Raw genomic sequence first — 23,349 nt, forward strand, 5'->3', positions numbered from 1 at the left:
TCTCGGTACCGAAGCCTCGCTCGGTTCCGAAGCCTCGCTCGGTTCCGAAGCCTCGCTCGTCGCGGTCGCGGTCGTCGGCCGCCCACCGCGGCAGAAGTGGCAGAAGCGGATCTACCTCCTGGCGGACGAAGGCCTACCTTCTGGAGGACGTCACGAACCCATCGCCCGAGGCTGCGCCCGCTTGATGCCTACGCCCGCCAGCAGGCTGATGTCAGCGTCCGCGGGCTCCGTCCCGTCGGCGGGGCTGGTGGGCCGCCAGCGGTGGCAGCAGCAGATCCCCGGGTCGATCAGGTCGAGCCCGTCGAAGAATCGGCGGACGTCGCTGTGCGAGCGAAACTGCACCGAAGTGCCGGAGTTTCGGTAGGCCTCCGCGACGTTGTTCCACGTGACAGGGTCGAAGTCGGGCGTGCAGTGATTCATGGCGAGGGCGCTGCCCGCCGGGAGCGGGTCGAGTAGCCGGCGCACGATGGCGTAGGGGTCATGCGGGTCGGTGACGAAGTGCATCAGCGCGTTGAGGGTGAGGGCGATGGGCTGGTCGAAGTCCAGGACCTCGGAGTCTTCCACGGCGCTCATCAGCGCATCGGGGTCGGTGACGTCGGCTTCGATGTAGGCTGTGCGTCCCTGTGTCGTGCTGCGCATGAGGCGTTCGGCGTACTTGAGGACCAGGGGATCGTTGTCGGCGTACACGACGCGGGCGTCGACCGCGACGGACTGGGCGACCTGATGCAGGTTGGGCTCGGTCGGGATGCCCGTGCCGATGTCGAGCCACTGGCGGATGCCGTGCTCCTGGGCCAGTACACGGGTGGCCCGGTGCATGAACGCCCGGTTCTCGCGGGCGGTCACGGGCAGGCCGGGGTGGGCCTTGGCGGCGACCAGAGCCGCCTCCTTGTCGACCTCGAAGTGGTCCTTGCCTCCGAGGAAGTAGTCATACATCCGGGCCGAATGCGCCCTGCTCGTGTCGAGATCCCGGCCGGTCTGGCTGCTGGTCATGTTCGCCCTTTCATGCGTGTATCCGCCGGCCCGCAGGCCAGGCACGGACCGGTGTTGTCGTCCCTCGTACCGACCGCCGCTTCACCCGGCGGCCAAGTGGTCGGCCAGGCCCTCTTTGACCCCCCGCAGGAATGCGGCGATCTCCTCCGGCGCGTAGATCAGCGCCGGCCCGGCCGGGTCGGTGGACTGCCGTACAGCCACGCGGCCGTCGGCGAGCTTCTTCGTCTCGACGCACTGACCGCCGGTCGGCCCGCTCCAGGGACGCTCCCAGCCCTGTTCCCCGAGATCGCGGGCCGGCATTCCGTTGTAGACGCCCTCGTCGGTGACGGTCACGAGTACTCCTTGCGCATGCGGTTCAAAAGCCTCCTGCTGTCCTCGGAGGACGTCTGCAGCGCCAAACGGGAATGCGCCTCCAGATGGGCGACCACGTCCGCGCGCTGGTCCAGGTATACGGCGGCCGACAGGAGTTCGCTGTACACGATGTCGGGCAGCTCCGGTTCCTCGAACCGGAAATACGTGAACGGGGCGCATGCTCCGACGTGTGCCCCCGCGGTGAAGGGCACGATGTCGACGCTGATGTGCGCGAGCTCGGACACGTCCAGGAGCCGCTCGATCTGCTCCCGCATCACCTCAGGACTGCCCACCTGTCGGTGCAGGACGGCTTCCTCCATGACCACCCACAATGTGGGGGCATCCTGCCGTTCCAGCAGGCTCTGGCGACGCAGCCGCAGTTCCACGCGGCGCGTGAGTTCCTCCTCGCTGCCGTTCGGCAGCCCGCCGCGCAGCACGGCACGGGCGTAACCGGGAGTCTGCAGAAGGCCGGTTATGTACTGGGGGTCGTAGGTGCGCAGGGTCTTGGCGTCGGTCTCCAGGCTGACGAAGGCGGTGAACCAGCTGGGGACGGCATCGCGGTAGGAGTGCCACCAGCCGGGCTCGTTGGCCTGCTCGGCCAGCTCGACGAACTCGTCGATCTCCCGGCGGTCCGCGCCGTAGGTCTCCAGGAGCTTCTCTACGTAGAGAGGCTTCAGCGCGACCTCGGCCTTTTCCAGCCGGCGGATCGTCAGGGTCTTCACCCGCAGTGCTTTTGCCGCGTCTTCCAGCGAGGCGCCGGCGCCGAGCCGCCTGTCCTGCAGCCGGCGGCCGAGGACCATGCGCAGGACTGTCGGTGCGCTGGTGCCGGAACGGGCTTCGCTCACACCCAACCTCCCAGGAGCTCGTTAACGACACCATTCTTGCAGTGACTTGATGACGATGCCAGAGTGATACCCGCGTGCTGAAATTATCAGAGAGTCGCTTGCAGGGTGAGGTGATCACGCGCATAGTCGGCATGTGAGCGGTGACAGCACAGCCCCGACGCGGCATCCGGTCCGGACAGGACGCGGAATGCTGACGCCTCGCCGACGCCCCACCGCAGGGCGCCTGCCTGGGCATACGCCGCTCGCCGCGCCAGCTGCAGCCCGCACCCCCCACCGCGCCTGCCCGCGGAAGGCATGGAAGGCGACATCTGTGACTCTGTCCACGCCCTCAGTACGGACCCGGACTCCCGCGTTGGCCACGACCGTGCCGCGGTGGGAGTACTGGTTCGGCCTGCCCGCCCTGCGCACCAGCGCCAGATTGGCCCGCGACACCGTGCGCGACCGGCTGCACGCCTGGCGGGTGTCCGGCGAAACCTGCAGCGACGCGGTACTGATGGTCTCCGAGCTGACCACGAACGCCGTACTCCACACCGACAGCGCTCATGTCCTGTGCGGCCTCACCCTCACCTTCACCGGCGACGAGCGAATCCTGCGCATCGAGTTCCACGACGACGGCCGTGATCCGGTCCCGGTCCGCCTTCCCCCGCACCGCGCCGGCCCCTGCGAGGAGAGCGGGCGAGGCCTGTTCCTCGTTGAGCAACTCACAGACCGCTGGGGCTCCACGCGCTCAACGCGGACCGCGGGCAAGGTCATCTGGGCAGAGCTGACGACGCAACCCTGACGGCCTGCGGGCTGGCGAGCACCGCATGCGGGGCCCGCCGCCCCAGCAGCCTCGGCCTAGACGTAAGACGAACGCACCCGGCCTGTTGCGTACAAATGTTCCCCACCCGTCAACGGCAAAGACTGCAGTCGGCACTGCTCAGCCAGCCCAGCAACGTCCCCTTCACCAGACAAGAGCCCCCGCTTTACCAGACAAGAGACCAGAGGCCCCTCGACCCCCTCAGAGGAAGGCGCCCATGACCCCCCACGGCGAAACCACTCCTCCCGTCGTGCTGTACGTATGTGCCGAACGAGCCAAGGGCGCGAACGGGACGGCCACGCAATACGCGCGAACCGAAGGCCACGCCTTCGCCCAAGAGCGCGGATTGAAGATCGCCGAGATCGTCACCGACACCTACGGTGAGCCCGACCCGGTGCAGCGCCGAGGCTGGCGGCGAGTGAGACAGCTGGTACAGACAGGCGACGTCACCGCGGTACTTGTCCGCTGGCCCAGCGCCATCGCTCCGGAGTCTGCGCACGAACTCCGGCACCGCGAGACCGCCTGGCTCCGCGACCGAGGCGTGCGCGTCCGATACACCTGGCCGCCCTTGTCATCGAACTCGCCATCGAGGAGCGACAAAAGCCCGGTGATGCCGCCCGGCGATGCCCAGACCTCCAATTCACCCGCTCGGTAACAGCAGCCGCCACTCACCGGCAGGCCGAGCCGTCGCTGCACGCCTGCCCGCCTGTACGCCTGCCCGCTTGCACCGGCAACGTCGATGAGGCCGTCGCCGCTGCTTGGGGAAGCGTCGACGCGCTGATGGGCGGCATGGGCGGCATGGGCGACTCCGGGCTCGGTCGCCGTCACGGAGCCGACGGCATTCTCAAGTACACCGAGCCGGGGACCGTCGCCCACCGGCGCATTCAAGGGTTCACACCGCCGATTCGCATCTCGCCCGGTACCTGGGCCGCCCTCCTTACTGGCGCCCTGAAGACCGTTAGGCGACTGGCGCACACTGAGGCGAAGCCCCCATTGCCGCGTTGACCTTCACCCGTCGGCAAGGACAAGGCCATGGCGTGTGGGGACCAACGGGTAGGGCCAATGCTCACTCCTGCCCCCAACCGGGGCCACTCCGCCGCTACCGCGACCAGGCGGGGTCGGCTGTTGGTTTTTCAGTGGGGCCGGAGGGTGTTGATTCGCCTGGTCAGTGCGGTGCGGGCGGTGTCGGGCGTGTGGTGTCCGAGGAGGAGTTGGACGTTGAGTCCGTCGGTGAGGGTGAGCAGTGCGTCTGCTTCGGCGTCGATGTCGAGGTCGGGGCGGGCCTGGCCGCGGTCGAGGGCGGTGCGGAGGAGGAGCGTGAGGAGGTCGGTCAGAGCGGCGTACTGCTCGCGGTGGAGCGCGGCCAGTTGGGGGTGGTGGGCCGCCTGGGCGGCGAAGGCCAGCCAGACTCGGGTTTCGGCTTGGCTCGGCGTGTCGAGGGCCAGGATTCCGGCGAGGGTGTGCTCGAGCGTCTCCATGGCCGCGTCGGGGTCGGCGGGGTCCGGCAGTGCGGCGCGTATGCGCTGACTGACCTGGCGGTTCATGTGGTCCATGACAAAGACGACCATCTCCTCCTTGGTGGAGAAGCAGCGTTGGACGGCGCCCAGGGAGACGCCGGCTCGGGTGGCGGCCTCGCGCAGGGTGGCGCCTTCCATACCGCGTTCGCTGATCAGGTCGAAGACCGCGCGGGCGATGTGGCGGCGTCGGCTGTCGTGGTGCGCGTGTGGCATGCAGGGAGTCTAATCGATACATGTGTATCGGCCTTGTGGTACGTTGCCGATACAGTTGTATCGGTTGGTGGTGAGCCACCGTCAGGGGGATGAGTGCATGTCAAATAAGCCATCGAACTCCGCGGTTCAGGGTGGACTTTGGGCGTTGGGCGGGCTGTTGTCGGTGCAGGGTTTCGGGTCGGCCGTAACCGAAGCACGGTGGGGTACCAGCTTCGGCGTGGCGGGTCTGCTGCGTGCGGCCGGGCTGCCGCAGTGGACCGATATCGCGCTCGGGACTGCAGGTCTCATCCTGCTGCTCTGCGCGGCGGCTCGGTACGCGGTGCGGAGGCGGGCCGGTGTCTGAGTCTGAGCCTGCGAACAGCCCGCACCGCGTGGACCGGCTCAAGCGTTGGCGCTTCGCCTACCGGCCCGGTCGGCGTGCTGTGCTGCATACGGCGGCGCTGGCCGGCGCCGGTGGGGTGGGGGCTCTGGCGGCGGCTGCCTCGGGCGCCTCGGGGGCCTCGGGGGCCTGGACGGTGGGCACCCGCGGCGCTTCGCCCGCAGCCGGTGGGCACGACCGGGGGCAGCCGACGTTCGTGCTCGTGCACGGCGCGAATGGCAACGCCGCCTCGTTTGCTCCTCTGGTCACCGCCCTGGCCGCAGACGGCCACCGTGCGATGGCGGTTGACCTGCCCGGTCACGGTCCGGGCGGCAACTTCCCGTCCTCCTACCAGGCGCCGCAGGACTTGGCGGCGTTCGCCACCGCTCCCTCGACGGTGCTGTCCGCCACGACGCTCGCCGATAACGCCCGGCACGTCGTCCGCGTGGTCCGCCGCGCGGCCCGCAACGGTCCCGTCATCCTCGTGGGACACAGCATGGGCGGCGCCACGATCACCCAGGTGGCCAACCGGGTGCCCGAACTGATCGAGCGCCTTATCTACCTCTCGGCGTTCTGCTGCGTCCGGCTGCGCAGCGTTCTGGACTGCTACCTGACACCCGAGGGATCCTCGTCGCAGTTGCCTGGCATCCCCAGTGTGGAGGTGCCCGAGGAGTTGGGCGTCAGCCGTACCAACTGGCGTTCGGCCGATCCCGAATTCCTCGCCGCGACCAAGGCAGCGCTGGCCGCCGACTACAGTGACGCGGCCTTCCTGGCGGCACTGAATACCTTCGAGCCGGATGAGGCGGCCGCGGTCTCCACCGACGACGCTCGCGGCCACCGGGCGGCCTGGGGCAGGATCCCGCGCACCTACGTCCGCTACACCCAAGACCGGGCCATCCCTCTCGCCCTGCAGGACCGGATGATCGCCGAAGCGGATGCGGCGACCCCCGGCAACCCCTTTGTCGTGCGTTCCCTGCACGCCCCTCACCTGGGCCCCGAAGATCCGCGGCACCTGGCCTCGGTCCTCACCGCGCAGACTTCCTGATCGAGGTGGTGGTGGCGCCGGCCGGTCCGGCTACGAGGCGAGTTCGGCGATGGGGTCGGGAGTGGGCGTAGCTCTTTGGAGGGAAAACCGGGGTGGTCTGGCAGGGGAGGGAGTGTGGGGCGCCGACCGGGGCGGAGAACGGGGTGGAGGGGCCGTAAGGCCGTGGTCGTCGACGTAGGCGTAGGCGTGCGACGGCCGTCACTGCACCCTGGCCGGGCTGTGCGTGGGTGGTCGTGTGCGGGAGTGGAGAGGTGTGAGGGCAGACTGTGCGGATGCGCGGATTCCTGCCCGAGGAGCACAGCACTTTCGTCGGCCGTGACAGGGAGTTGGCCCTTGTGCGGGGCCTGGTCGGGGCCGGGAGGCTGACCACGATCACGGGGATGGGAGGCGTGGGCAAGTCGCGGTTGGCGCTGCGTGCGGCCCGGCAGGTGGCCGAGGAATTCCCCGATGGAGTGTGGTGGGCGGATCTGTCGATGCTGCAGACGGACCGGCTCCTGGTCAGTGTCGTCGCGGACGCCGTGGACCTGTCCGACCACACTCCCCGTATGCCGATCGACTCGCTGTGCGAATGGCTGGCCGGCAAGCGCCTGCTGCTGGTCCTGGACGGCTGCGAGCACCTCATCGGCGCGTGCATCGAACTTGTCGCGGACTTGCTTACCACCGTCTGTGACCTCACCGTCCTGGCCACCAGTAGACAGGCCATGCGGATGAGGGCGGAGGAGGTGTTGCCCCTGGAGCCCTTTGCAGCGGACGGTCCCGAGGCCCTGCGGCTGTTCGCCGACCGGATGACGGGCGGCCGGCGCTCGCTGGAACCGGCGGAGGAGGCGGCTGCCCTGGGCATCTGCCACCGCTTGGAAGGCATCCCTCTGGCCCTGGAGCTGGCCGCGGCGCAGGTGCCCCAGCACGGCCTGGACGGCGTGAGGTCCAGGCTGGCCTCCCGCTTCGAGACGCTGGAGAGCAGCGAACACGCCTGGCCGCCACGTCAGCAGACGCTGCGTACGACGGTGGGCTGGAGCCATGAACTGTGCCGCCCCTTGGAGCGCCTGCTGTGGGCCCGCCTGTCGGTCCTCTGCGAGGGCTTTGACCTGGCGGCGGCGATCGGGGTCTGCGCGGATGGGCCGCTGGGGGAGCAGCACATCGCCGCAGCCCTGCAGGCGCTGGTGGAACAGTCGGTGGTGCAGCGCAGCGGCGACCGTTACCGCATGCTGGAGACGATCCGGGAGTACGGCGCCGCCTGGCTGCACGAACTGGGCGAGGAGGCTGCGGCGGCCGACCGCCACGCCCGATGGTGCCTGCGCCTGGCGGGGCAGGCCCGCGCCGACTGGTTCAGCGCCCGCCAGCTGCACTGGTACGCCCGCCTCGCCGAGTCGCACAGCGACCTGTGCGCGGCCATGGAACACCTGCTGGCCACCGATCCGGACCGTGCGGTCGAACTGATCGGCTCGGTGGGTTTCTTCTGGGTGTGCTGCGGACATCTGCACAGCGCGCGCACCTACCTCGAACAGGCCCTGACCCGCTGCGAGACGCCGGGTCCGCACTACGCGAGTGCCCTGTGGTCCCTGGGCGTGGCCCTCACCTTGCAGGGGGAGTACGCGGAGGCGGAGCGGGTCAGTGCACGCTGCACGGCCCATGCCTTCCGACACGGCGGCGAGGAGGACCGCCTGGACGCCGCCTACCTCGCCGGATTGCTCGCACTGCTCACCGGCCGCCCCGGGGACGCGGCGGCGCTCGCGGACGGAGCAGCGGATAGGGCGGCGGCGGGCGGGGTGGATCGCGAGGGGGCCTCGGGGGCCTGGTTCCGCTGCCGTCTGGTATCGGTCTTCGCCCTGACCGGCACGGGTGAACTCGCAGCAGCACAGGACCTGGCCCATTCCTTGAGACAACGCTGCGTGGAAGGAGGTGAGTTCTGGACGCGCGCCTACCTGAGTTACCAACTGGCCCTCATCGCCCTGCTCCAGGACGAGCCCGGGGAGGCGTCCGACCACGCCCGGGCGATGCTGGTCGGCAAGCGGGGCCTGGGCGACAGCTTCGGCGTGGCGTTGGGCCTGGATCTGCTCGCCGCTGCCTTGGCCGCGCAGGGCAGGGGGGAGGAGGCGGCGTTCGTCTCCGGTACGGGTGAGGCGTTCTGGCGTTCCACCGGCCATCCGCAGCGCGGAATGCCGGAACTCGGCGCGATGCGCGACCAATGCGAGCGCGCAGCCCGCGCGGCGGCAGGCGACCACCACTATGAGCAGGCCTTCGACCAGGGCCGCGCCGGGGACCCCGCCCGGAGCCTGGCGCGCGCGTTGAAGTACGTCGAGGGCTGAGAGGAGCCGGGCCCGGTGCGGCTGGGCCCGCTGCGCCTGGGGAAGACGCCTTCTTCAGCGGGTGCGCCGCTGAGGTGCGCCGCTCAGGTGCGGCGCGAGAAGCGCCGCGACGTGGCCGGGGTGGGAGGGGCGCCGCCCCGCTCTCTCCGAGGGAGTGGCGAAGTACAGTCGAACGACAGTGGCCCTCTCTCCCAACTACTTCGGAGAAGAATGCACTCGCAACCCGTGAGGAACGCACTCGCAACCCGTTACGCGGACCCCGCTTGTGCCCGTGCCACCTGGGGCACTGAGCCGCCGGCGAGTGCACTGGCCAAACGTCTGCTCCGCGACGCGCTCTGGGACGAGGAAGTCCGGAGGCAGGCCCTGACCCACGGTCTCGACACCGTTGTGATCGACGGGTCCGTTCCGGTCTCCGTCCTGGCTGACCACATCGCCAGCCGCTTCGAGCCTGGATGAGCTATGGCGCCGGGGGCCCCGCCAGCGCACGGCGTCGCCGTCGAGTCGCCGAGCAGCCGATCCGGCGTACGGCGTCGCACACGCCGTGCCGCCTCGCGGGCCGTCTCGGCCCGGCACCGGTGAGCGTGGGGCCCTCTCTGGCCGCTGTCACGGAGGCGCGGATGAGGTACGGATGAGGTACGGGAGACCGTGGAATATCGAGCAGCGGACGAAGGAGCGTGCATTGATGAGCTCGAACGCAGACGCAAACCCAGACGGAGTCGAGGATGATTGGCTGGCGAGGGTGGCCGCCGTACGCCGCGATCTCGCCGAGCACGGACCACCGCGAAGTCCGCACGGCGTTCCGGACTTCGCCACCGTCACGTTGCCGGAGCGCGACTGTGATCAGGTACGTGACCTGCTGGTGGACGAACGCGTCGGCACGGTCGTCGAGGTCGGGCTGGCCTATGCGCGCTCGGCGCTGGCGATCGGCGAGGCACTGCTGCGCGCCGGTTCGCGGACCCCACGGCACGTGGTGATCGACCCGTTCCAGTACACGGCGTACGACGGTGTGGGGTGGGAGCTGCTGCGGAGCGCCGGCCTGGACGGCGTCGCTGAGTTGGTGACCGAGCCGTCGCAGCGGTTCCTTCCCCGGTTGGTCGATACGGGTTTTGCCGCGGACGCGGCCTTCGTCGACGGCAGCCACCACTTTCACAACGTCTTCGTCGACCTCGTCTTCCTGGGCGAGATCGTCCGGCCCGGCGGCATCGTGCTGCTCGACGATGTCTGCTGGCCCTCCGTCGGGGCCGCCGCGGCGTACTTCGAGACCAATCTGGGGTGGCGCCCGATGCCGGACGCTCTGGTGGGCGGGACGACCGACCCGGCGAGTGGTCGGCCTCGAACCCGCGCCTACCGGCTGCCCGAGCCGCGCCCGGCATTGGACTTCAGGGAGTTCCGCCCGTTCTGCTGAGGCGCGCCTGAACCGCCGCCGAGCTGGGAGCGGGCGAAGCAGCCATCCGACGCTGCGCCCGGCTGGAAGTGATCGAGCCAGGGGAGGCTTTTTGCCATTGTGACGGGAAGCGGCCATCTCCTCGTCCGCGCCGCGTTACACCAGAGGTCGTAGTGCTGCTATCGGCCCGTGACGCGGCAGGTGCTGGCGAGGCTTGAGGGGGATTCAGGTGCTGACGATCAATGTGGCGGTGCTGCTCGCCGTCATCGTCATCGTGCGGCTGCGGCGCCGCACGGAGGCGCGTAGCCGGTTCGATGAGAAGCTGACCGTCGCCATCGTCCTTGCCTTGGGAATCGTCCTTGCCCCTACCGCTGTGGGCCAGGGGATCCTGGACGGGCTGACCCAGCTGGCCTCCGGCATTTCTCAGGCCAGCCGGTGAACACCCTCCTGGAGAACCGGCGATGATGGCCAGGCGCTCGCCGGCGCGGCGGCGGCCCGCCCGGCCCGGCAGGCGGCGGCGCAAGAACGACCTGACCGGCCTGGCCGTGGCGGGGGCCGTAGCGGTGGTGCTGCTGGGGGCCGTGGTCGACTGGCTGCTGCTCCACAGGTGGATCCTCATCCTCGGTGGCGTTCTCGCGGCGCTGGCGGGCGGCGTGTGGATCTACCAGCAGCAGCAAAGAGCCCGGTGGGAGGCGGTGCGTGCACAGGGGCTGCGCTTCGGTTTGCCGCAGTTGGATGCGCTGCATCACAGCCGGTTCGAGGAGGCGGTGCGGGATCTGATGCTCCGGGATGGCTGCCGGGACGCGGCCCGGGTGGGCGGCGGGGGTGACCTGGGGGCGGACGTGAAGGCCACCGATCCTTTCGGGCGGCGTTGGGTGATTCAGTGCAAGCACCGAAGCAAGGGGCTGGCCGGCTCCGCGGTCGGTACGCCGGATCTGCAAGTGCTCAACGGCACCGCCCGTCAGGTCCACGGCGCCGACATCGCGGTGATCGTGACCAATGGCCGGGTGACCGCGCCGGCCGTGACGTTCGCCCGGCAGCAGCGGCTCCATGTGGTGGACCGGAACACCCTGGCCGTGTGGGCAGCCGGCTCCCAGCCGTTGTGGGAGCTGCTGCGCGCCGTCCCGCCGCCACGCAGGCCGACCTCGCTGTCCTGAACATCGCAGGGCGTAACGCGTGGGTGGGTGCCGGTGGTTGTCGATGGCTGAAGGTCGGTGCTCTCTGATGGTGGACGGTTTCGGCATCTACGTCAGCGTCAGCTGTCGTGGTTCTGCCGGTGCTCCGGGCGCGGGTGTCCTGGTGTGTGGTGCCGTACAGGGCGATCACCTCCGGGCCGCGCGGTGCGGACCCGACAGCGATGGAGAGGCACAAGCATGGCAAGCGGAACCGTGAAGTGGTTCAACTCTGAAAAGAGCTTTGGTTTCACTGCGCAGGACGGCAGGGGCCCGGAGGTCTTTGCGCAGGTGGGGCCAATGCCTACGGCGTACTCCGAGTCGGCTCGGCACCGTGCGCTCTCCTTCCTCTGACACGGACGGCTTTCCGGAGCTGACTGGAAGATCACTGCCGCGCCTCAGGTGTGGAGCGGTGTGTCCTTGAAGGCGTCGAGGGTGGCTGGCTGCGGTGCTTCGCGTGGTTCGGGGTGAGGGTGACCGGCCGCCAGGACGTAAAGCGGAGTGTGTCCGGTGTTGTCCAGCGTGCAGCGTTGGGCGAGGGCCGCGTCGCGGAAGGCTCCGGTCTGGGCCGGGCCGAGACCGAGCGCGGTGGCGGTCAGGGCGAAGGTCTGCCCCAGGTGTCCGGCGTTGAGCAGGCACACCCGGTAACAGCGAGGGGTGTGGTACTTGACGCTCATCCGCTCCAGCCGGGCGGCGAGCACCACCAGGAAGGCGGCGTTGCCGGCCCAGTCCTGGTCGGCGCACAGGTGCGCCGCTTCCTGTGACGTGAGCCCTTCGGTGAGCAGTTCCAGGGAGTGCTGCAGGCTGTTGTAGTGGTACCAGCCGGGAGCGAGGCCGTCGACGTTGAGCGCGCCGAGGTAGGCGTCGAGTTCCTGCCGGGAGCCGCCGGAAGGACTGGTGCGGCGGAAGACCGCGCCGTGGCCGCTGTCGATGAAGTCCACCGGCCCGAAAACTGTGGACAGCAGTGTGGCCAGGGTGGTCAGTGACACTGGGGCGTCGGTGAAGTCCCGGTGCGTCCGGCGGTCGTAGAGCACCGTCTCGTAGGGAGCGCTCAGGTCGGCGCGGCGGCGGGGCAGCAGCAGCCGTTGGGCGTCCGGGTAGCCGGTGAAAAGCGCCGGCATCGCTGCCGTGTCCGGCACCATGTCGGTGTCCCCGGTGTTGATACCGGTGTCGGTGTAGTCGCCCTGGGTGGCGTAGTGGAAAAAGGACGCCTCCGGTGCCCATGCACCCCAGTGCCGGGCGATGTCCTCGTCCTGGGCGGCGGACGGGGTGTCCTCGGCCAGCAGCGCGCCGGCGCCGGAGAGGGCGGATACGGCTTCCTCGACGGTTTCGGGTGCGAGGTGGTCGAGGGTTTTGGCTGCCTCGTCAGCCGTGGTCCAGTCCTCGAAGACGGAGAGGATCTCGGCGGCCACGGGGTGCAGCGAGGTCGGCGTCCCCTGCGGGTAGGGATGGACGACGAATGCACCCTGGTGCCAGTAGCAGGTCAGGCAGTGGGAACGACGAAAGCGCACGACAACTCCAGCAGCGGAACATGACGGGCAGGGCTCGAGGAGACAGCGGAGGCTCGTAGCCTCCGCCGCCCCCGTGGGCTCACTTCGAGCCGTAGCTGCGGAACTGCGAGAGGTAGTACCCGGCCCGACGGTCCGTGCGAGCAGCTGCCTGTGCGTTCATCGTGATCTTGCGCATGACTGTCACCTCCTCAGGAGATTCGACCGAATTCGAACAAAGCATCCGAATTCGGTCATACACGTGCCCGCTCGTGCTGCTGACACTCAGAGGCGGTGCCGAATCACTCGTCCGGCCGTACGCACCCTCGCTGCAAGTTGCGAAGTCGCAGTCCGCGTCGAGCATCGCCTGAGGTGAGGCCACATAGGCACCCCGCAGGATTGGTCACAGGGGCGCGGGAGCGAGGCGGATTGTCCTCGCGTTCAAACGGAACCGCAGCGGTGCCGCTGACGCGGCTGGTGGGGCCTTCGGCTCACGCCAGGTGGCCATGGGGTTCGTCAGGCGATGTGTCATCAAGGCCATGACGCTCCAGGCCAGGTGCGCCTCGGCATGCTGAGGCAGACGCTCGTAATCCAGGCAGTTGCGGCGGGATCTCATCAGCCACGAAATGGATCTTTCCACCACCCACCTCTTGGTCAGCAGCACAAACCCCTTCGTCCTGGGCCGGTTAACGGTCTTGAGGGTGAGATGGAGACGGTCCTTGGCCCACGTGATCAGCTCCCCGCCACAGGTGGAGCCGGCCCAGACCGGCGTGATGTCGGGATGCAACAGACGGAGCCGGAAGAGGAGGTCACGCGCCGCGTGGCTGTCTTGGACGCTGGCGGGAGTGACCGGTTCACAGAGCTTTCCAAAGGCTCGTGGACCGGTTTGGTGTTTCTGTCCTTCTGTCCTTCTGTCCTTCTGTCCTTCTGTACGGCTTCGGTGTGGCGCGGTGTGTGGTGCGCCGACCGCCACGGCCAGTAGCACGGCGCGCAGCCCCAGGTGGGACCGTCGCTCGCGCCGATCAGCAGGGCCTCGGTCTTTCTGGCGCGCCGCATTGGCGTGCTTGCCCGGTGTTCCGGGTTGCTCTCGTTCCGGGGCGGGCAGTGCACGAGCGGGAGTTCCCGGTGGCGGCCAGAACCTCGGTCCGGTCCGGGTCGTGGGTAGCACTGGGTTGGATCGGGTCGGCCGGAGGTTCATCCGAGGGGCCGGTCTTGCTGCCAGTCGGGAGACGGGCGGATCGTCGTATGGGTCGTGCGCCGGGTCGTGCGCCGGGCCGGGCCTGCTTGGAGTCGCCCGGTGCCGGGTCTCCTCAGTGGTTGCCTGAGTGGGCTTGTCATCACGCTTGTGGTGATCGCCGGCTGCCATCGCCGCCCCACCGCCAATCCCCACCCGTGAGAAGGTCGACGGGGGTGAGGGGCTCGCCGGGTTTTGAGAATGCCGAATCCTCTCCTGCTCACATGCGGAAGTCAGTGGCGTGGTCGGACACCCAGGCTCGGTAGGTGCGTGCCGGTGTGCCGGTGACGGCTTCGACCGTGTGGGTAATGGCTGGGTGAGGGGCGGCGAGCATGTCGGCGTAGCCGTCGAGGAGAGGATCCGCGAACGCGTCGGGGAAGCTGTCGTCGGCCAGGAGCCGACGGCGTGCCTCCTGGCGGGACAGTTCGTGCCACTGGAGCGGTCGGCCCAGCACCTGGCCGATCGCTCGCACTTGTTCGGCCTGTGTGAGGGCTTCGGGGCCGGTCAGGTGGTACGTGGCCCGATCGTGTCCGTCTTCGACGAGCGCGCGCACGGCAACCGCGGCGATGTCTGCCTCATGGAGGAGAGCCATCGGCACGGCGCCGTAGGCACCCTGTACCACGTCACCGGCGCGGATTTGATCGGCCCACCACAACGTGTTCGTGGCGAACGTGCTCGGGCGGAGGCGTGTCCAGGCGAGCCCGGACTCCTCGATGAGCTGTTCCACGCGAGCATGGGACCGGCCCACGGGATGGTGCTGCTGCTCGGCGGCGAGCCCGTCCTGGACAGCACCGGAAGACAGGAACACCACGCGGCGTGCGTGGCGCTTGATGGTGTCCACGGCGGCGGCGGCCGGCTCGGCGCTGTGGAAGGGCCACATCAGGAACACCACATCTGCTCCCGCCACGGCCGCCTCCAGCGCAACGGGGTCGCTCAGGTCCCCCTGCCGTACGTCGACATGCCCCGTCCGCACGGCTGTGGCGGGGGTGCGGGTCAGTGTCCGCACGGTGCCGGAGCGCGCGGCGACGAGCTGGGAGACCACCTGTCGGCCCACGTTCCCGGTCGCCCCCGTGACGAGGATGGTGCTCTTGGATGTCATCAGATGCCTCCATCGTGTCGGTTCACCTCACCCTCACCGGCTGAGCGCGGTGGCTCCAGCCAGCGCGCTCAGCATGCAAGGATCCGGCGTGAGCTAGCCTGAATCGATGGATACCGTCATCCTGGACAGCGTCGCTCGGGCACTGATCCATGCACTGCGGATCGACGGGCGGGTGCCGTTCCGTGCCGTCGCCGAGGTGCTGGGCGTTTCGGAGAACACCGTGGCCCGCCGTTACCGGCGGCTGCGGTCGGCCGGCCTGCTGCGAGTCGTCGGAGTGACCAACGGCGTACGGCTCGGCCGCACCTCGTGGACACTACGGCTGCGGTGCACCCCTGACGCTGCCGGCGCCATCGCGAGCGCGCTCGCAGCGCGGCCCGACACTTCCTACGTGTACTTGCTCTCCGGAGGTACGGAGGTCTCGTGCAACGTCCAGACCCCGACTGCCGCCGAGCGTGACGCCCTGCTCCTGGACAAGCTCCCCCGTACCAGTCGCGTCACCGCGGTTTCCGCGCATCTGCTCCTGCGTGCGACGGCGTTGCCCGTCACCTGGTCCGGCTCGAATTCGCTTACCGAAGAACAGGTCCGAATGCTCCGCCCCGCCACCCTTCCGGCGAACGCCGAAGCGGTCACGCTCGACGATCAGGACCGGGCCGTGCTGGAGATCCTGGCCCAGGACGGACGGACCAGCTACTCCGAACTTGCCGCGGCCACCGGCACCGCGGAATCCACCGTCAAGCGTCGTCTGGACGCACTGCGCCGCGCCGGAGTCCTCACGTTCACCATCGACATCGCCCCGGCCACACTCGGCTTTCCCACCGAAGCACGGCTGTGGTTGTCGGTACGGCCGTCCGAACTGGCAGACGTCGCACGCCGGATGGCCGACCATCCCGAGGTCTCCTTTGCCGCCATGACGACCGGACCCAGCAACCTCGTCGCCGCCGTGAACTGCCGCGACGCCGAGGACCTGTGCCGCTACCTCACCGAACGCCTGGCCTCGCTCGACGCCATCCAATCCATCGAGACCGCACCCGTCATCCGAACCCTCAAACGCGCTGCGGCCTGTGTCCTCGCGCCCCGCTGACCCTCTTCCGGACCGGGTCCCGGCCCCGGCCCCGCGGACCAGGCAGTCCAGGAGGACCAGGCGGCTCAGCCGGGTTGGTCGGTGGGCGCTGTCGCCTGGGAGCGGGTTGCCGCCAGGCTGGCGAGGAGCTTGAGGTGGTTTTCGGAGGTGCTGCCCGGTTCGGCGGTGTAGAGGCTCAGGTCGTGCACGGCTCGCTGCGACACGGGCAGGTCCACAGACTGGTAGGTCAGTTCCAGGAGGCCGACCTCGGGATGTTGCAGCCGTTTGATGCCCTCGTGGCGGATACGGACGTCGTGCGCGGCCCACATGGTGCGGAAGTCGGCGCTGAGGGTGGACAGTTCGCCGATCAGCTCGCGCAGGGTCCGGTCGTGCGGCTCACGCCCGGCCTCGGCACGCAGCAGCGCGACGGTGGCGGCGGCGCCGGCGTCCCAGTCGACGAAGAACTCCTGTGAGCCGGGGTCGAGGAAGTGGTAGCGGGCGAAGTTGGGACGGCCGCGTCTGTCGGTGGTGGGGCTGTCGAACATCGGCGCGTGCAGAGCCCGGCCGAGCGCGTTGTGGGCGATGACGTCCAGGCGGCCGTTGCGTACGAAGGCGGCGGACATCGTGATGGAGCCGAGCAGCCACTGGATGCGGGGCGGGACTTCGACGTCCCTGCGGCGGGACGGCGTGCGGCGTGCGGGCCGGGCGGCGCGGGCCAGGTCGAACAGGTACGTGCGCTCGTCCTCGTCCAGGCGCAGGGCCTGGGCGACCGCGGCCAGGACGTCTTCGGAGACGCCACTGATGTGGCCCTTCTCCAGCCGGGTGTACCACTCGGTGCTCACCCCGGCCAGCACGGCGACCTCCTCACGCCGCAGCCCCGGCACCCGACGGCGGCCGCTGGTGGGCAGCCCGGCCTGCTCCGGGGTGATCTTCGCGCGGCGGCTGGCAAGAAAGTCCCGGATCTCCGCACGGTGATCGCTTCGGTCGTCCATGCAGTCCACGGTAGCCACGGTCGTCCGGGAAGGGAGGTCGAGCTTGTACCCCCGATAAACACGACCTTCCCCACCTGCGCAGATGCCGGTCTCCTGGGACACGTACCCCGATCACGACCCCACGGAGATGCACCTTGAGTACGCGAGGAGGAACCCTCCACGCCCCCGCCGAAGCACGGGCAGAGCAGCCTCAGCAGGCAGCGCCCGCCCGGCTTCCGCTCGTCGTCCACGTGCTCGCGCTGGGCACGTTCCTGATGGGCACCACCGAGTTCGTCGTGGCCGGCCTGCTGCCCGAGATCGCTCCAGACCTGCAGGTCAGCGTCGCCCGGACCGGCCTGATGATCACTGTCTTCGCCATCGGGATGATCGTCGGCGCGCCGTTGATGGCGATGCTCACGCTGCGGCTGCCCACACGGCTGACCCTGATGCTCGCCCTGGGCGTCTTCGCCGCAGGTCATGTCGCCGTCGCCGTCGGCTCCAGCTTCACCCTCCTGCTCGCGGCCCGCTTCGTGACCGCGATCGCCACCGGTGCCTTCTGGGCCGTGGCCAACGTAGCGGCCGCACGCGCCGCGGGCCCGGCCGCCGGCGCCCGTGCCCTCGGTCTCGTCGGGGCCGGTGCCATGCTCGCCAACGTCGTCGGCGTGCCGCTGGGCGCGTTCGCCGGCCAGCTGATGGGCTGGCGGGGCCCGTTCTGGGCCCTGGCAGCCCTGGCCGCCGCGGCCGTCCCGCTGATCGCCCGCACCGTCCCCAACGACGGCCCGGCCCAGTACACGGGATCGGTCCGCTCGGAGCTGACCGCGCTGCGCTCCGGCCGCCTGTGGCTGGTCCTGGCCGCCTGCGCCACCACTACGGGAGGCGTCCTCGCCGCGTACTCCTACATCGCGCCACTGCTGACCGACCGCACCAATCTGGCCGCCGGTCTGGTGCCGCTGGTCCTCGTAGGCTTCGGGCTCGGCGCCCTCCTCGGCTCGATCGTCGGCGGCCGTCTGGGTGACCGCCGCCCCCACACGGTGACCATCGCCGCCGCCGCGGGCGCCACGCTCCTGCTGCTCGCGATCGTCCTGCTGGCCGGCTCCGCGCCCGCCACGGTCGTCCTGGTCGCCCTGCTCGGCTTCTTCGGCCTCGGCGCCAACCCGGTCCTGATGGCCCTGGCCGTCCGCTACGCCGGTAAGGCACCCACACTGGCCTCCGCCCTGACCGTCTCGGCGTTCAACCTCGGCACCGCGATCGGCTCGGGGATCGCCGGCCGAGCCCTCGGCTCCGACATGGGCTCCACCGGCCCCGCCGTGGTCGGCACCGTCATCGCCGCACTGACCCTGATCCCCACCACCGTCCTCGCCCTGCACCGCCACCGCCGAGCCGCGGCGTCCGGCTCGGCGGACCTTCCGGGTGCGCCCGCAGACCGTGCCGATCAAGCTTGAGACCGGCCTGGGCGCACATTCGCCCATGAACCACTGACCAGCACCATGCGAAACACACGATTCCCCGCACTGGAGAGCACCTCATGCGCGCAACCCTCATGTACGGCGCCGGCGACGTCCGCGTCGAGAACGTCCCGGACCCGGTCATCGCGCACCCGACCGACGCCCTGATCCGGATCACCGCGTCCTGCGTCTGCGGCAGCGACCTGCACCCGTACGGCTCGATGAAGCCCGAGGACGGTCCCGCCCGGATGGGGCACGAGTTCATCGGCATCGTCGAGGACACCGGTGCGGAGGTGACCACCGTCAAGCGCGGCGACCTGGTCGTCGCCCCGTTCGCGATCTCCGACAACACCTGCGCGTTCTGCCGCGAGCGCCTGCACACCTCCTGCGCCCACCCGCAGGCCAACTTCTGGGACGGCGAGGCGGAAGAGGGCGGCCAAGCCGAAGCGGTCCGCGTCCCGCTCGCCGACGGCACCCTGGTCAAGCTGCCCGTCGCGGCGGACTCCGCCCTCATCCCCTCCCTGCTGACCCTCTCGGACGTCTTCGGCACCGGCTACCACGCCGCCGTCGCGGGCGGTGTCGACGAGCGCACCCGCGTCACCGTCATCGGTGACGGAGCCGTCGGCCTGCTGGCGGTCCTCTCGGCCAAGCGGCTCGGCGCGGAGCAGATCATCCTCATGGGCCGGCACACCGCGCGCACCGACCTGGGCCGCGAGTTCGGTGCCACCGACGTCGTCTCCGCCCGCGGCGAGGAAGGCATCGAGGCTGTCCGTGAGCTGACCGGGGGGCACGGCACGCACGTGGTCCTGGAAGCGGTCGGCCACCTGCCCGCCTACGAGCAGGCCCTCGGCGTCGTCCGCCCCGGCGGCGTGATCAGCCGCGTCGGCGTGCCCCAGTACGAGGAGGCACCCATCGGCTTCGGCAGCCTCTTCCGCCACAACATCCGCCTGGCCGGCGGCCCGGCACCGGTCCGCGCCTACATCGAGGAACTGATGCCCGACATCCTGTGCGGCACCATCGAGCCGGGGAAGGTCTTCGACACCACCACCGACCTCGACGGCGTCCCGGCCGGCTACCAGGAGATGGCCGACCGCAAGAGCCTGAAGGTCCTCATCAAGCCCTGATCCGATCAAGTTCTGAGCCAATCAAGTCCTTACCCAAGAACGCCAGGAGTGGGGTGCGGCCGGCCCGCACCCCATGGCTGTACCTGGCCGGCTACTTCACTTCAACACGTTGAACTCGACGGAGTAGCTCTGACCATCCGGCCAAAGGCGGAACACAACACTCGCCGCCCAGAGGATCCCGCGAGTCGCGAGTTCGACGGCGTCCGGCGGTCGTACTGTCGAACCCGTTGCCAAGGAGGAATTCTGATGCGCAGCGTGACCTACTCGATGGGCGTCTCACTTGACGGCTTCATCGTCGGGCCGGACGGTGGCTTCAACTGGACGGCCCCCGACGAGGAGGTCTTTCGCTTCGTCACCGACGAGATTCGAGAGGCCGGCGTTTACCTGTTGGGACGACGGCTGTACGAGACGATGCTGTACTGGGAGACCGCCGACCAGGATCCCTCGCTCGACGACTCCATGCTCGAGTGGGCCGCGACCTGGAAGCCGCTCCCGAAGGTGGTGTTCTCCACCACGCTGTCGGCGGTGCAGGGCAACGCCCGCCTGGCCTCCGGCGGCCTGGCCGAAGAGATCGAGCGGTTGCGAGCCGAGCCGGGGGAGGGCGACATCGCGATCGGCGGCGCGACTCTCGCCGCCGAGGCGGCCGCGTTGGATCTGATCGACGAATACCGGGCCAGGGTCTACCCGGTGCTGGTCGGCGGTGGCATTCCGTTCTTTTCCCAGGACGAGCGCCGGGTGGATCTCGAACTCGTCGGGACCCGTACCTTCGGCTCGAACGTCGTCTACCTTCGCTACCGCGTGGCGCGCTGATGCGAGTCTTGGACCACTGCGCTGACATGCTTCCCGCGCCCAGTGACGGGGCGAGCGGTGGCGCTGGGGCGGCAGGTCCTGGCCGCGCTCACCGAGAACCCCTCGACGACGCCGACGAACGCGAGAAGAGCGTCGCGCGCGGCGCCGCTCGTTGAGTCGGCGGCGCGTTTCGCCCGCGTCCGCCCGCGAACGACGGAGATGTAGTGCTTCAGCCGACCATGATCAATCGCAGCGCCAACCACGGTTCCATCGGTCCCTGAGGCCACATCGCGAGCCTGTGTGCGAGGTATGCAAATCGTTGCTGACCACGGTGGCATCGGGGACTCCGCGAGGTGACCGTCTCGACCGTTCCCGATTCCCGAGAGGCCGCTTCCGCCGCGGGTGCTCCCCGACAGACCGATGGCCGTACCGGCCTGTCGGGCGCACTTCCGGTCAGGCGAGGTTCTTGGTGAAGAACTCGTCGAGCCTGTCGAAGGGGATGAGGTCCTTGCGGTCGTACAGGTCGACATGGTCCGCGCCTGGGACGATCACGAGGTCGACGGTGTCGGGGGCCTTCGCCCGGACGTCCTCGGAGTAGTAGCGGGAGTGCGCGTCGGCTCCGGCCACCAGGAGCGCCTTGCGGGGCGCCAACATGTCGATGTTCGTCATCAGCCCGAAGGCGAAGAACGACATTGGTGTGGTCGCGGTCCACGCGGTGGTGGAGTTGATCGAGCGCGGGTGGTAGCCGCGCTCGGTGCGGTAGTAGTCGAAGAAGATCTTCGTGATCGGGTCGGCGTCGGCCGGGAGGGTCTTGGGCAGTACGCGGTTTGAGGGGGCGACGTCGCCGTTCTCGTCGAAGGGGACCTCGTGGGAGAGCCGCGCGTAGGTGCCGCTCTCGGCGTCGATCCAGCGCTGCCGGCTGAGGTGCTCCACGACCTTCTGGCGCTGCTCAGGCGTGTAGTAGTCCTCGTGGCCGCGGGACATGCTGCGCGCCATGTCGTACATCGAGGTCGTGGCAACCGCCTTGATACGGCTGTCGGCCGCCGCCGCGGTGAGCGCCATACCGCTCAAGCCGCAGATGGCCTGCGCGCCGATCCGCTCGCGGTCGACAGTCCTCTGCATGCCGAGGAAGTCGACGGCGGCGCTGTAGTCCTCCGTGTAGAGGTCGGGCGAGGCCACGTCGCGCACCGTGCCGCCGCTCTCCCCGGTGAAGGAGGGGTCGAAGGCGAGGGCGACGTAGCCGCGGCGGGCGAACTCATTGGCGTAGAGCCCCGAGGACTGTTCCTTGACCGCGCCGAACGGGCCGCTGACCGCCAGGGCGGGCAGCTTGCCCCTGGCGTTCTTCGGCATGTAGAGGTCGGCAGCGACCTCGATGCCGTAGCGGTTCTTGAATCGCACCGAGGTCCGCTTGACGTTCTTGTCCAGCGCGAAGGTGTAGCCGCCCTTGGCCGAGGCCCTGCCCTGTCCCGTCGCGCCCGCCGCGCGACCGGTCTCCGCGCCGAAGGAGGGCAGAGCCGTGACGGAGGCGGTGGTGGCGGCGCCGGTGGCGGCGATCAGTCCGAGCGCTTTGCGACGTTCCATGGCATGGACCTCATATTCGATCGGTGGAGGAAAGGCGCGACGGTCGGTGGTGTCGTGACCGAGGCGCGAATCCAGAAGACCGCCTCTGCGCCAGGCGTGGCAGGTCGGGTTTGTGGGGGGTACAAACTCGACCCCCCACCCCGCGGGGGTGGGCGTCGTAGTGTGGAAGGCATGGCACAGTGACACCTCCCGGACACCCGCGCCGTGTCAACACCCGGAGTTCGTAGAGACGTTGGTCATGCGAACTGGCTCTGGCGACCGGTGCGCCCACGCGCTGCTCGGGCGGTGTTCTCGAACGTCACAGGCGGTAGCCCGCCGACGGCGCAGTGGCGCCGTTCGGTGTTGTAGAAGTCGGTGATCCAGGCCGCGATCTTCAACCTTGCTTCGGTGCGGATGGCGAAGCGGTGCCGGTGGAAGTACTTGCCCCGCGGGGTGTGCGGTGGCATCCGGAGCGGCTGCACCTTCGTGGTGTAGAGGCCTTGTCGATGTGGCGGTTGATGTGCGATGTTGAATTCATTCACATCATGGAAACGTTTCCACGAAGGGGTGGGGCGGTTGGCCACGATCAAGGACGTCGCGGCACGGGCCGGGGTCTCGCTGGGGACTGCGTCGCGAGTGCTCAGTGGCAGCAGTCAGACGTCGTCCGACTCCCGGTCCCGGGTGCTCACAGCTGCGACCGAACTGGGCTACGTCGCCAACGGCCCCGCTCGTTCCCTGCGCCGGGCCCGGACCGATGTGCTCGGGCTGCTCGTCTCGGACATCCGTAACCCGTTCTTCTCCGAGTTGGCTCACGCGGCCGAGCAGGAGGCGCGCCGCCACGGCTACACCGTGCTGCTGGCCAATGCCAACGAGGACGCCGACCAGGCTGACGCGTACCTTCAGACCTTTGCCGGCCAGCGCGTCGACGGTCTGCTCTTCTCGCCGCAGAGCACCCTCTCGCCACGGCTTGCGGCAACCGCCGCCTCGGGGCTGCCGCTCGTATTCCTCAACCGGACGGTCGAGGGCATCGACGCCCCGCTGTACGGCACGGACAACACGCAGGGCGTCGAGCAGGTACTCGCCTGGCTGCAGCGCCGAGGGCATCGTGACGTCGCCTTCATCGGCGGCCCCGAGGAGATCTCCACCGGTGCGGAGCGGCGAGCCGCCTACCTCGCCGGTCGCCAGGCGCACGGCATCAGTACGGACGACAGACTGCTCGATGCCGGTGACTTCCTCGCCGGCGGGGCGGCCGAGGCCATGTGCCGCATCCTGGACCGCGGCGCCACCTTCACCGCAGTGTTCGGTGCGAACGGTCTCACGACCCTGGGCGCCGTACGCGCGCTGCGTGAGCGGCTCGGCGCAGAGCAGGCCGGCCGCATCGAAATGGTCTCCTTCGATGACCTCGATTGGTTCGAGTTCGCCTCTCCGCCCATCAGCGCGGTCCGCAACGACGCGTCGTCCATCGGCCGCCTCGGCGTACGTGGGCTCGTCGACCTCATCGCGGGCCGAGCCGCATCCGGCCAGCGCATCCCTACCTCCTTCGTCGACCGGGCCGCAGAAGGCAGCTGATGTGCCAACAGTTCACCGTCGCAGGCACGGA

22 protein-coding genes and 2 pseudogenes are annotated in these 23,349 nt (G+C 69.3%); 14 read left to right on the top strand and 10 right to left on the bottom strand.

All coding sequences use genetic code 11. From position 1 onward, the window contains the following. Positions 1-150 precede the first annotated feature (150 nt). The 3 genes from ACZ6WH_RS04905 to ACZ6WH_RS04915 form a co-directional block, all read right to left on the bottom strand. Positions 151-990 carry an SAM-dependent methyltransferase gene (locus ACZ6WH_RS04905; protein WP_469726023.1) on the bottom strand — a complete coding sequence of 280 codons (840 nt, stop codon included), beginning with the start codon at positions 988-990 and terminating at the stop codon, positions 151-153. A gap of 81 nt (positions 991-1,071) precedes the next feature. Then, a complete protein-coding gene (locus tag ACZ6WH_RS04910; RefSeq protein ID WP_432849464.1) occupies positions 1,072-1,323 on the bottom strand; it encodes a DUF397 domain-containing protein in 252 nt (83 codons plus the stop codon). Then, entirely contained in the window at positions 1,320-2,186 is an 867-nt protein-coding gene (locus tag ACZ6WH_RS04915; RefSeq protein ID WP_432849462.1) for a helix-turn-helix domain-containing protein, read from the bottom strand. Before ACZ6WH_RS04915 ends, ACZ6WH_RS04910 begins: the two co-directional genes overlap by 4 nt. 352 nt (positions 2,187-2,538) lie before the next feature. Here ACZ6WH_RS04915 and ACZ6WH_RS04920 point away from each other — a divergent pair, with 352 nt between their 5' ends. From ACZ6WH_RS04920 to ACZ6WH_RS04930, 3 genes and pseudogenes are all read left to right on the top strand, one after another. Then, the gene (locus tag ACZ6WH_RS04920) at positions 2,539-2,967 is read left to right on the top strand and encodes an ATP-binding protein (protein ID WP_469726025.1); all 429 of its coding nucleotides are present in this window, start codon (positions 2,539-2,541) and stop codon (positions 2,965-2,967) included. Positions 2,968-3,202: 235 nt separating this feature from the next. After that, positions 3,203-3,640 (top strand): recombinase family protein, encoded by a 438-nt coding sequence (locus ACZ6WH_RS04925; protein WP_469726026.1) that lies wholly within the window; start codon positions 3,203-3,205, stop codon positions 3,638-3,640. 56 nt (positions 3,641-3,696) lie between these two features. Next, positions 3,697-3,990, top strand: a pseudogene (locus tag ACZ6WH_RS04930) (hypothetical protein); the annotation flags it as partial. A gap of 128 nt (positions 3,991-4,118) precedes the next feature. Here ACZ6WH_RS04930 and ACZ6WH_RS04935 read toward each other — a convergent pair. Further along, on the bottom strand, positions 4,119-4,715 hold the full coding sequence (locus tag ACZ6WH_RS04935; RefSeq protein WP_469726028.1) for a TetR/AcrR family transcriptional regulator: 597 nt from the start codon (positions 4,713-4,715) through the stop codon (positions 4,119-4,121). A 371-nt stretch (positions 4,716-5,086) separates the two neighbouring features. Between ACZ6WH_RS04935 and ACZ6WH_RS04940 the strand changes: the two genes are divergently transcribed. From ACZ6WH_RS04940 to ACZ6WH_RS04965, 6 genes and pseudogenes are all read left to right on the top strand, one after another. Then, entirely contained in the window at positions 5,087-6,118 is a 1,032-nt protein-coding gene (locus tag ACZ6WH_RS04940; protein WP_469726029.1) for an alpha/beta fold hydrolase, read from the top strand. A 272-nt stretch (positions 6,119-6,390) separates the two neighbouring features. After that, on the top strand, positions 6,391-8,424 hold the full coding sequence (locus ACZ6WH_RS04945) for an ATP-binding protein (RefSeq protein ID WP_469726031.1): 2,034 nt from the start codon (positions 6,391-6,393) through the stop codon (positions 8,422-8,424). A 682-nt stretch (positions 8,425-9,106) separates the two neighbouring features. Continuing rightward, the gene (locus ACZ6WH_RS04950) at positions 9,107-9,829 is read left to right on the top strand and encodes a class I SAM-dependent methyltransferase (protein WP_469726033.1); all 723 of its coding nucleotides are present in this window, start codon (positions 9,107-9,109) and stop codon (positions 9,827-9,829) included. Between the two features lie 208 nt (positions 9,830-10,037). After that, on the top strand, positions 10,038-10,247 hold the full coding sequence (locus ACZ6WH_RS04955; RefSeq protein WP_361550730.1) for a hypothetical protein: 210 nt from the start codon (positions 10,038-10,040) through the stop codon (positions 10,245-10,247). Positions 10,248-10,269: 22 nt separating this feature from the next. Beyond that, positions 10,270-10,965, top strand: a complete 696-nt coding sequence (locus tag ACZ6WH_RS04960) for a restriction endonuclease (RefSeq protein WP_469726035.1) — start codon at positions 10,270-10,272, stop codon at positions 10,963-10,965. Between the two features lie 216 nt (positions 10,966-11,181). After that, positions 11,182-11,268: pseudogene (locus tag ACZ6WH_RS04965) on the top strand (cold-shock protein); the annotation flags it as partial. 110 nt (positions 11,269-11,378) lie between these two features. On the opposite strand, the gene ACZ6WH_RS04970 reads toward ACZ6WH_RS04965, so the two are convergent. The 3 genes from ACZ6WH_RS04970 to ACZ6WH_RS04980 form a co-directional block, all read right to left on the bottom strand. Beyond that, positions 11,379-12,491, bottom strand: coding sequence for a SagB/ThcOx family dehydrogenase (locus ACZ6WH_RS04970; protein WP_469726036.1), 1,113 nt, complete (start codon positions 12,489-12,491; stop codon positions 11,379-11,381). A 379-nt stretch (positions 12,492-12,870) separates the two neighbouring features. Then, a complete protein-coding gene (locus tag ACZ6WH_RS04975) occupies positions 12,871-13,833 on the bottom strand; it encodes a transposase (RefSeq protein WP_469726038.1) in 963 nt (320 codons plus the stop codon). 88 nt (positions 13,834-13,921) lie between these two features. Then, positions 13,922-14,800: an NAD(P)H-binding protein gene (locus ACZ6WH_RS04980; RefSeq protein ID WP_469726040.1), complete on the bottom strand. Its 879-nt coding sequence runs from the start codon at positions 14,798-14,800 to the stop codon at positions 13,922-13,924. A gap of 106 nt (positions 14,801-14,906) precedes the next feature. On the opposite strand from ACZ6WH_RS04980, the gene ACZ6WH_RS04985 reads away from it, so the two are divergent. Continuing rightward, positions 14,907-15,881, top strand: coding sequence for an Lrp/AsnC family transcriptional regulator (locus ACZ6WH_RS04985; protein ID WP_469726042.1), 975 nt, complete (start codon positions 14,907-14,909; stop codon positions 15,879-15,881). A gap of 65 nt (positions 15,882-15,946) precedes the next feature. Here ACZ6WH_RS04985 and ACZ6WH_RS04990 read toward each other — a convergent pair whose 3' ends face one another. Next, positions 15,947-16,852, bottom strand: a complete 906-nt coding sequence (locus tag ACZ6WH_RS04990; RefSeq protein ID WP_469726044.1) for a helix-turn-helix transcriptional regulator — start codon at positions 16,850-16,852, stop codon at positions 15,947-15,949. Between the two features lie 134 nt (positions 16,853-16,986). Here ACZ6WH_RS04990 and ACZ6WH_RS04995 point away from each other — a divergent pair, with 134 nt between their 5' ends. The 3 genes from ACZ6WH_RS04995 to ACZ6WH_RS05005 all read left to right on the top strand — a co-directional run bounded on the left by ACZ6WH_RS04995 (position 16,987) and on the right by ACZ6WH_RS05005 (position 20,210). Then, positions 16,987-18,273, top strand: a complete 1,287-nt coding sequence (locus ACZ6WH_RS04995) for an MFS transporter (RefSeq protein WP_469726046.1) — start codon at positions 16,987-16,989, stop codon at positions 18,271-18,273. 83 nt (positions 18,274-18,356) lie between these two features. After that, positions 18,357-19,400, top strand: a complete 1,044-nt coding sequence (locus tag ACZ6WH_RS05000; RefSeq protein WP_469726047.1) for a zinc-binding dehydrogenase — start codon at positions 18,357-18,359, stop codon at positions 19,398-19,400. A gap of 246 nt (positions 19,401-19,646) precedes the next feature. Then, positions 19,647-20,210, top strand: a complete 564-nt coding sequence (locus tag ACZ6WH_RS05005) for a dihydrofolate reductase family protein (RefSeq protein WP_469726049.1) — start codon at positions 19,647-19,649, stop codon at positions 20,208-20,210. Positions 20,211-20,642: 432 nt separating this feature from the next. Here ACZ6WH_RS05005 and ACZ6WH_RS05010 read toward each other — a convergent pair whose 3' ends face one another. Together ACZ6WH_RS05010 and ACZ6WH_RS05015 are read right to left on the bottom strand one after the other, a co-directional pair. Further along, positions 20,643-21,770, bottom strand: a complete 1,128-nt coding sequence (locus tag ACZ6WH_RS05010; RefSeq protein ID WP_469726050.1) for an alpha/beta hydrolase — start codon at positions 21,768-21,770, stop codon at positions 20,643-20,645. Between the two features lie 236 nt (positions 21,771-22,006). After that, positions 22,007-22,333 carry a hypothetical protein gene (locus tag ACZ6WH_RS05015; protein ID WP_469726052.1) on the bottom strand — a complete coding sequence of 109 codons (327 nt, stop codon included), beginning with the start codon at positions 22,331-22,333 and terminating at the stop codon, positions 22,007-22,009. Between ACZ6WH_RS05015 and ACZ6WH_RS05020 the strand changes: the two genes are divergently transcribed. Further along, positions 22,326-23,318, top strand: a complete 993-nt coding sequence (locus tag ACZ6WH_RS05020) for a LacI family DNA-binding transcriptional regulator (protein ID WP_469726053.1) — start codon at positions 22,326-22,328, stop codon at positions 23,316-23,318. The genes ACZ6WH_RS05015 and ACZ6WH_RS05020 overlap by 8 nt on opposite strands. Positions 23,319-23,349 lie beyond the last annotated feature (31 nt).

It is taken from the genome of Streptomyces sp. NPDC050806 (assembly GCF_055586425.1).

Excerpts from the sequence above, each read along its gene's own strand:
- ACZ6WH_RS04960 (WP_469726035.1), top strand. The coding sequence starts at position 10,270 with ATGATGGCCAGGCGCTCGCCGGCGCGGCGGCGGCCCGCCCGGCCCGGC.
- ACZ6WH_RS05010 (WP_469726050.1), bottom strand. The coding sequence starts at position 21,770 with ATGGAACGTCGCAAAGCGCTCGGACTGATCGCCGCCACCGGCGCCGCC.
- ACZ6WH_RS04905 (WP_469726023.1), bottom strand. The coding sequence starts at position 990 with ATGACCAGCAGCCAGACCGGCCGGGATCTCGACACGAGCAGGGCGCAT.
- ACZ6WH_RS04980 (WP_469726040.1), bottom strand. The coding sequence starts at position 14,800 with ATGACATCCAAGAGCACCATCCTCGTCACGGGGGCGACCGGGAACGTG.
- ACZ6WH_RS04935 (WP_469726028.1), bottom strand. The coding sequence starts at position 4,715 with ATGCCACACGCGCACCACGACAGCCGACGCCGCCACATCGCCCGCGCG.
- ACZ6WH_RS04925 (WP_469726026.1), top strand. The coding sequence starts at position 3,203 with ATGACCCCCCACGGCGAAACCACTCCTCCCGTCGTGCTGTACGTATGT.
- ACZ6WH_RS05000 (WP_469726047.1), top strand. The coding sequence starts at position 18,357 with ATGCGCGCAACCCTCATGTACGGCGCCGGCGACGTCCGCGTCGAGAAC.
- ACZ6WH_RS04950 (WP_469726033.1), top strand. The coding sequence starts at position 9,107 with ATGAGCTCGAACGCAGACGCAAACCCAGACGGAGTCGAGGATGATTGG.
- ACZ6WH_RS04975 (WP_469726038.1), bottom strand. The coding sequence starts at position 13,833 with ATGGCAGCCGGCGATCACCACAAGCGTGATGACAAGCCCACTCAGGCA.
- ACZ6WH_RS04985 (WP_469726042.1), top strand. The coding sequence starts at position 14,907 with ATGGATACCGTCATCCTGGACAGCGTCGCTCGGGCACTGATCCATGCA.
- ACZ6WH_RS05005 (WP_469726049.1), top strand. The coding sequence starts at position 19,647 with ATGCGCAGCGTGACCTACTCGATGGGCGTCTCACTTGACGGCTTCATC.
- ACZ6WH_RS04945 (WP_469726031.1), top strand. The coding sequence starts at position 6,391 with ATGCGCGGATTCCTGCCCGAGGAGCACAGCACTTTCGTCGGCCGTGAC.
- ACZ6WH_RS04990 (WP_469726044.1), bottom strand. The coding sequence starts at position 16,852 with ATGGACGACCGAAGCGATCACCGTGCGGAGATCCGGGACTTTCTTGCC.